The organism is Pseudanabaena sp. SR411 (assembly GCF_002251945.1).
In the GTDB taxonomy this organism is placed as follows: Bacteria; Cyanobacteriota; Cyanobacteriia; order Pseudanabaenales; family Pseudanabaenaceae; genus Pseudanabaena.
This window is the reverse complement of record NZ_NDHW01000199.1, coordinates 21,157-27,871: the sequence shown is the minus strand read 5'-3', so window position 1 is coordinate 27,871 and position 6,715 is coordinate 21,157. Positions and strand designations below refer to the sequence as shown.

Annotated in this window: 8 protein-coding genes and 1 riboswitch; of the genes, 3 read left to right on the top strand and 5 right to left on the bottom strand. The window is 43.9% G+C overall.

What is annotated here, in order from left to right; all coding sequences use genetic code 11:
• Positions 1–588: ABC transporter substrate-binding protein (locus tag B9G53_RS21515; protein WP_176453304.1), on the bottom strand; the 588-nt coding region annotated here is incomplete at its 3' end.
• 15 nt (positions 589–603) lie between these two features.
• The gene (gene ntrB, locus B9G53_RS21510) at positions 604–1,398 is read right to left on the bottom strand and encodes a nitrate ABC transporter permease (protein ID WP_369683011.1); all 795 of its coding nucleotides are present in this window, start codon (positions 1,396–1,398) and stop codon (positions 604–606) included.
• Between the two features lie 37 nt (positions 1,399–1,435).
• Between ntrB and B9G53_RS28160 the strand changes: the two genes are divergently transcribed.
• Complete coding sequence (locus B9G53_RS28160; protein ID WP_217901649.1) at positions 1,436–1,588, top strand: hypothetical protein; 153 nt, start codon at positions 1,436–1,438, stop codon at positions 1,586–1,588.
• Positions 1,556–1,700, bottom strand: a riboswitch (cyclic di-AMP (ydaO/yuaA leader). (Overlaps the previous gene by 33 nt.)
• Positions 1,701–1,849: 149 nt before the next feature.
• Here the strand turns inward: B9G53_RS28160 and B9G53_RS21505 are convergent.
• Positions 1,850–2,545 carry a M15 family metallopeptidase gene (locus tag B9G53_RS21505; protein WP_094535514.1) on the bottom strand — a complete coding sequence of 232 codons (696 nt, stop codon included), beginning with the start codon at positions 2,543–2,545 and terminating at the stop codon, positions 1,850–1,852.
• A 335-nt stretch (positions 2,546–2,880) separates the two neighbouring features.
• Between B9G53_RS21505 and murA the strand changes: the two genes are divergently transcribed.
• Positions 2,881–4,272 (top strand): UDP-N-acetylglucosamine 1-carboxyvinyltransferase, encoded by a 1,392-nt coding sequence (gene murA / locus B9G53_RS21500; protein WP_094535513.1) that lies wholly within the window; start codon positions 2,881–2,883, stop codon positions 4,270–4,272.
• Between the two features lie 51 nt (positions 4,273–4,323).
• Positions 4,324–4,860: a 2-amino-4-hydroxy-6-hydroxymethyldihydropteridine diphosphokinase gene (folK, locus tag B9G53_RS21495; protein ID WP_094535512.1), complete on the top strand. Its 537-nt coding sequence runs from the start codon at positions 4,324–4,326 to the stop codon at positions 4,858–4,860.
• 222 nt (positions 4,861–5,082) lie between these two features.
• Here folK and B9G53_RS27600 read toward each other — a convergent pair whose 3' ends face one another.
• Together B9G53_RS27600 and dnaB are read right to left on the bottom strand one after the other, a co-directional pair.
• The gene (locus B9G53_RS27600; RefSeq protein WP_176453303.1) at positions 5,083–5,244 is read right to left on the bottom strand and encodes a hypothetical protein; all 162 of its coding nucleotides are present in this window, start codon (positions 5,242–5,244) and stop codon (positions 5,083–5,085) included.
• A gap of 76 nt (positions 5,245–5,320) precedes the next feature.
• Positions 5,321–6,703, bottom strand: a complete 1,383-nt coding sequence (dnaB, locus tag B9G53_RS21490; protein ID WP_094535511.1) for a replicative DNA helicase — start codon at positions 6,701–6,703, stop codon at positions 5,321–5,323.
• Between the last annotated feature and the right edge of the window lie 12 nt (positions 6,704–6,715).

Sequence of the window (6,715 nt, the reverse complement as noted above, 5' to 3'; positions counted from 1 at the left end):
ATATTCATAAATGGAAGAACTCAGAACCGTTGCCCATACGCGATCATCTATGGATGCAGTTTGCCAATATTGTCGCAAATCTCTTCCAAAGGCATCTAAATCGCCTCTATATATAGATAGGGGACTGATACCCGCTTCCCATAATTTACGATTGAAGGTAATGGCATTACCATGACGGTGAATCGTCATGGCAGCACAAAGAGGGAATTGACGTGCGCCTTCTGCGCCAATACGGGCATTGGTGACAGCACCAGATACCACAGGAGAGGCATCTAAGCGTCCAAAAATGATCCCGTCACGGGAATTAGCCCAACTCGCTTCTCGACTGAGCGTAACGTTTAATCCATACTTCCGAAAAAAACCTTTTTCCCAAGCGATCGCAAAGGGAGCGCAATCGTTAACAGGTACAAAGCCAACCGTTAAATTTGGCTTTTCCAAACTGGCAGGATTAATTACAGGCTCCACAGCCAAAGCTGTCTCCGATAGTCCAGTGGGATTTCGTCCTTGCTCTTGAGAACAAGCAGAAAAGGCGATCGTTGAGGCAGTAGCAGTCATTCCCTGAAGGAATGCTCTCCTTGTGGTAGACATGGGAATCTCCGAAGTTTAGGATTGTGCGGGGCGACGGGTCATGATTGCTTGTAATTTAGCAAGGGCATAGTCCAAAATCAGTCCTGTCACACCAATCACAAAGACTGCCAAAAATACAGAACTTACATTCAAGCGATTCCATTCATCCCAAACAAAAAAGCCAATACCAATGCCACCCGTGAGCATTTCCACTGCTACAATTACTAACCATGCAATCCCTAAACTAATCCTTAAACCTGTAAAAATATAGGGCAAACTCGCTGGCAGAACTACTTTAATTAACTGCTTCCAACGAGGCATTTCTAACACTTGAGCAACTTCCAAATAGTCTTTGGGAACGTTACTTACTCCTTCAGCAGTGTTAATAATCGTAGACCAGAGGGAAGTAATGAAAATCACGAAAATTGCTGAAGGTTCGGCAGCATTAAAAATAGCAAGGGCGATCGGTAACCAAACGAGTGGTGAAACTGGCTTGAAAACCTGAATAATCGGGTTGATTGCCAACCAAGCATTGCGTGATAGCCCAATCCAAACCCCGACGGGAATGGCAACTATAGCCCCTAAGAGAAAGCCAATACAGACTCGACGTAAACTTGCTAACAGTAGCCATCCAATCCCAATATCACCAAGTCCACGACGATAAAACGGATTTAAAATAAAATCTAAATTCTTGACAAATGCTTCTGGCGGTGTGGGCATCATTTCATTGCGAAATAAAGCGATCGCCCACCATAGAGCAATCACTCCTGCAAAACCTGCGATCGGTAGCAACACATTAGCTCGAAACAAACTGCGAAAACACCCAGTCATAAAAGTGCGGGTATTAGTCGCCAAACTCATCAAAGCCATGATTTGTAGTACCTTGTTTCAGAATGGACTGATGTGCTCTGAGAGTCCAAACAAGAATCCTGTTGAAACTGATACTACTCGTCAAAAAATTTTAACTTGCAGTGATCGCCATTTTCCACAGTCTTCTCTCACTGCCTACGAGGTTAGCTGACGGGCTAGGACTGAGAGATGTCCTTTTTCAGATTCATTCTGAAAATACGCCCCTATGCTCTTAGAGAACTTGGTTCCCCCGTTTTTTGTTTTACTTTAGGTAATAACTTAGAGATAAAACAAAAATTAGGCTGACTTACTCAGTTGCACAAAGATATATCACCATTTTTTTTTACATGTCAACACCTAAAATCTAGATGTAATCTAACTTGTTATTAGACGGAAAGTTTCTTTCTAATAAAATATTCAGGCTTAGCAGTAACTATCTAACTCCTCCATAAATCGCAGTTTCTTCATTACTAATCCATGCCCAAAGCTGATCTCCATAGGAAAAATGCCACCATTCATTGGGATGTCTTTGGAATCCGCTATGAGTCATCACTTGATTTAATAACTGGCGATCGCAATGAAATTCCATTTCTTGCTTACCACTAGAAGTTGCAAAATAATTAGGTAAAGAGCGATCGCTAATCTCATCAATAGGAGAACCCATATTTACAGGAATTACACCTTCAGCATCATTTCTGTAAAAGGTGACATCGATCGCTGCACCCGTACTGTGAGGAGGAGGAGTTTTTGGATCGTGGCTCGGAATTGCCCAAAACTTCATCACTTCTGCCATGAGTGAGTTTTTTTGTTCTTCACAAAGAGAATCAACTTTTAATCCCTTACTTGCTACTAACTGAGTGAAACTATAGTCCACCATAAACTGCTGTACAGGAATTGGACGATAGGCATCAAAAATTGCAATTTGATAATGGGGACGAATAGTTTGTAAATAGGCTTGAGATTTTTGCAGTTTCTCTAAAATACCTTGGCGCACCCAAAAAGGAGAGCGATCACCATAAGGTGCGCCCAATGACATATAGGGATGAGGATCGATGGTTGTGATGTTTGAGGCGATCGCTACCAGAGGCTCACCACATTCAGCGATCGCAATATTTTGATAGGGCTTCATGGGCAAGGAAAAAGGAAAAAGGAAAAAATTAAGCTAACGGCTAATAGCTAAGTAGCTGGGCATAATTAAAAAAATAGAACCAAAACCTTTGGCGCACGCGCAGCGTGCGCCAAAGGTTTTGGGGTTTTAGATTTAACTGCGTCTAGTTACTTATAGCCATATATGACTTGATCGCTAATAATGAGTAAATACACTTACTGTACAAAAGTTAACAGTTTTTCGGATATACTCCGCTAAACTTTTGGCTACGCTAATTCTGATGTGAGGAGGACAAGGCGATCGTTTCTACAACCAGTTCAACCAATGCAGGTACAACCACCAATTTACAACAGCCTATGGAATCGACGACGGATCTCGCCAAAAATTTGTACGATGCTTCACAAATTCTTGAGCCATTCGAACTAACCACGCTCGAATCTTCGCAAATGCCCCAAATCGAACCCAACGCCCCAGTCCTCCGTATTATTGGCAAAGCACCATTATCAGGGCATGTCCCCATTAGCGGCGCAAAAAATTCGATCCTTGCTCTTATGGCAGGCACACTTTTATCCTCCGAAGGATGTCGTATTCGCAATGTTCCTAATCTCGCTGATGTACAGCGCATGGGCGACATTCTCGAAACTCTCGGCGTGAAAATTTCGCGCAATGGTGAAGTTCTGGATCTTGATACCAGTAACTTGACCACCAACTCTGCACCTTACGAATTGGTCAGCAAAATGAGAGCGAGCTTCTTTGCTCTCGGTTCATTATTGGCAAGACTAGGCTCAGCAAGAATGCCTCTACCCGGTGGCTGTGCGATCGGTGCGCGTCCAGTAGAATTGCATGTACGTGGTTTGCAAGCCTTGGGGGCAGATGTGCAAATTGACCATGGAGTTGTCCAAGCCTATGCTAAGAGCCGCAATGGACGATTGCAAGGTGCAAGAATTTATTTGGATTATCCCAGCGTTGGTGCGACTGAGACTTTAATGATGGCGGCGACGCTAGCTGAAGGGGAAACAATTATTGAAAATGCCGCATTAGAACCTGAAGTCACCGATCTTGCCGATCTATGTATGGCTATGGGCGCAAAGATTAGAGGTGCTGGTACGAATACGATCATCATTGATGGTGTGGAAAAGCTACATTTTGCTGATTTCACCGCCATTCCCGATCGCGTTGAAGCTGCAACTTTCATGGTTGCCGCCGCAATTACCCGCTCAACCCTATCGATGTCACCTGTGATTCCCGCGCACCTCACCGCCGCGATTTCTAAATTACAGGATATTGGGGTGACGGTTCGCCAAGATTCTGACAATATGATTACCGTTATTGGTGGCGATCGCTACCGTGCTGTTGACATTGAAACCTTGCCTTATCCTGGCTTCCCAACGGATATGCAAGCGCAATTTATGGCATTACTAAGCATCTGCGAAGGCAATGGCGTAGTCACCGAAACCGTATTTGAAAACCGCTTGCAGCATGTTGCCGAACTCAATCGTATGGGTGCAAATATTCGCCTCAAAAATAATGTGGCAGTAGTCACAGGTGTGCCTCAATTGTCAGGTGCGCCTGTAATGGCGACGGATTTACGAGCTTCGGCAGCTTTGGTCATTGCAGGACTAGCCGCTGATGGTGAAACCACGGTCATGGGCTTGCATCACCTCGATCGCGGTTATGATCGCATCGAAGAAAAGTTACGCAATGTTGGCGCTAAGCTCTATCGCACGAGTGAAGCGGTTCCCGTATAATTCAACAAAGACGCTGCATAGCAGCGTCTTTGTTGTTATTAATAAAAATTCATGACAGAGCTTTGCGCGATCGCCCTAGGTAGTAACCTGAGCAGTGAAATTGGTGACTCCCAAAAAATTGTCCAAGCAGCGATCGCCCAACTCGCTAACCATCCAGAGATAGAAGTGGTTAAGGTTTCCCGTTGGTATCGAACTAAGGCGATCACTTTACCCAATTCTGCGCCGCAGCCAGACTACATCAATGGTTGTGCAGTTTTAAGAACTACGCTCAATCCATTTCAGTTATTGCAAGCGCTATTTTATACAGAGCAGTTTTTTGGGCGCGAGCGTCGCGAACGTTGGGGGGCAAGAACTCTCGATCTAGATTTATTACTTTATGGCGATCGCCTGATCGATACCCCAGAATTAGTATTACCGCATCCTCGCATGAGCGATCGCGCCTTTGTACTTTTACCCCTAGCCGAAATTGCTGCTGATTGGATACATCCCGTAAAAGGGTTAGCAATCTCTGAGCTATCCCACAATCCCCCCGACTTAGATTTGAGCTATCCCATTGCGCTTGATGCTAAGGAAATTGTCTTAATTTGAGAATTGCTTAGTTTTCGGGGAAATGTTTGGGGATGTTTCAAAATTTGCTGAGGGTGCGATAATCTCTATAATTTGACTGTGTGTAGGAGTTGTTCGACTTCTTTAATTTCTTAGGCAATGCTGAGATCGCGATAGAGGCGATCGCAACAACTAATGCGGGTCGGAGCTTTCCTGCCTTTAAGTCAGCTTGAGGAAACCGAACTCAAACAATATCTCGCGATTTCATGATTTATAGACTTCCTTAGCATCTTCCAAGAAATACTCGATTTCGTCATCTTCACTAAAAAACTGGGCAAGTGAAAACTCCTCAAGGAAAAATTGGAAAGGCTTTTTGATTTTTGCACTTGAGGTAAAAAGCAGTAACCGAATCGAAATCTGCAACATTTCCTTAGACCAATTTTGTTGTGGTGCGGCTTTGCCGCACCACAACAAAATTGGTTCTTAATTTTAAGTTTAGTCTCTAACTACGACTAGAAGCCATATTTTCAAATTTAGTTAAGCGTGGTTCAAACAGTAATTTGACCGTACCAACTGGTCCATTACGGTGTTTAGCGATAATAATCTCAGCAACTCCGCGATCGGGAGTTTCAGGATTGTAATATTCATCACGATATAAATTAATTACTAAATCCGCATCCTGCTCGATCGAACCTGATTCTCTCAAGTCAGAAAGCATCGGACGTTTATTAGTTCTCGCTTCTACACCACGACTTAATTGGGATAGCGCGATTACAGGCACATTTAATTCACGGGCTAAAGCTTTAAGCGATCGCGTAATTCTCGATATTTCCTGCACCCGATTATCAGAACCAGAGCCTTCCATTAATTGCAAATAGTCAATCAAAATTAGACCTAGTACGCCTCCCTTTTCTGACTGCAAACGTCGTGCCTTAGAACGTAATTCCGTAATTGGAGGATTGGGAGTGTCATCGATAAATAGAGGCAATTCCGAAAGTCCACTAATCGCCATCGCCACGGTTCCCCATTCATTTTCGCTAATCTGTCCAGTGCGGAGACGATTACTATCGATGCCCATATCACTGGAGCGAACTTTGGATTGACTGGCTAAGAGACGGTAAACCAATTGCTCCTTCGACATTTCTAAGCTAAAAATTGCCACAGGTAAGCGGTGAATTTCTGCCATTTTTCGGGCTATTTCTAATCCGAAAGCAGTTTTCCCCATTGACGGGCGACCTGCAAGGATAATCAAATCCGATCGCTGCAATCCATTGGTCATCGCATCAAAATCATAAAATCCTGTAATTAAACCTGTGGCGGTGGAATTGCCAGTACCAAGGGAATTAAAACGATTTTCTAATTCGTAAAAGGTTTTTGTGAGAATATCGGCAGCAGGAGTAAGCCCTTGTTGGGCGCGGGATTGCGTAACCGCAAAAATCTTTTGTTCCGATTGATCGAGAAGTTGTGCTAATTCAATTTCGTTACTGTAACTAATCTCAACCACACCTCTAGCGGCTTCGGCAAGCTTACGTCGTGCATATTTGTCCGCAACTAATTGAGCATAAAAATCAATATTGACAGCGCTGACGGTGCGATCGCAAAGTTGGGCAATTTTTGTCTGACCACCGATTTTTTCGAGCATATCGCGATCGCTGAGCCATGTGGTTAAGCTCATCATGTCCGTAGGATTGGACAGGTTATGCAACATTAAGCAAGCACGAAAAATCTCCTGATGCGCCGCGACATAGAACATTTCGGGACGCAATGTATCGAGTACGCGCGATACTGCTTCTGGATCGATTAAGATTCCCCCTAAGACTGCCTCCTCAGCCTCAATATTCTGGGGTGGTAAGCGATCACTGATAGATTCAAAGTCTTTGCTCATATAAATTTTGAC

Bases quoted from the DNA above. Each gene is read 5' to 3' on its own strand.
- ntrB (WP_369683011.1), bottom strand. From the start codon at position 1,398: ATGACTGGGTGTTTTCGCAGTTTGTTTCGAGCTAATGTGTTGCTACCG.
- B9G53_RS28160 (WP_217901649.1), top strand. From the start codon at position 1,436: ATGATTTGTAGTACCTTGTTTCAGAATGGACTGATGTGCTCTGAGAGT.
- B9G53_RS21505 (WP_094535514.1), bottom strand. From the start codon at position 2,545: ATGAAGCCCTATCAAAATATTGCGATCGCTGAATGTGGTGAGCCTCTG.
- murA (WP_094535513.1), top strand. From the start codon at position 2,881: ATGGAATCGACGACGGATCTCGCCAAAAATTTGTACGATGCTTCACAA.
- folK (WP_094535512.1), top strand. From the start codon at position 4,324: ATGACAGAGCTTTGCGCGATCGCCCTAGGTAGTAACCTGAGCAGTGAA.
- B9G53_RS27600 (WP_176453303.1), bottom strand. From the start codon at position 5,244: ATGTTGCAGATTTCGATTCGGTTACTGCTTTTTACCTCAAGTGCAAAA.
- dnaB (WP_094535511.1), bottom strand. From the start codon at position 6,703: ATGAGCAAAGACTTTGAATCTATCAGTGATCGCTTACCACCCCAGAAT.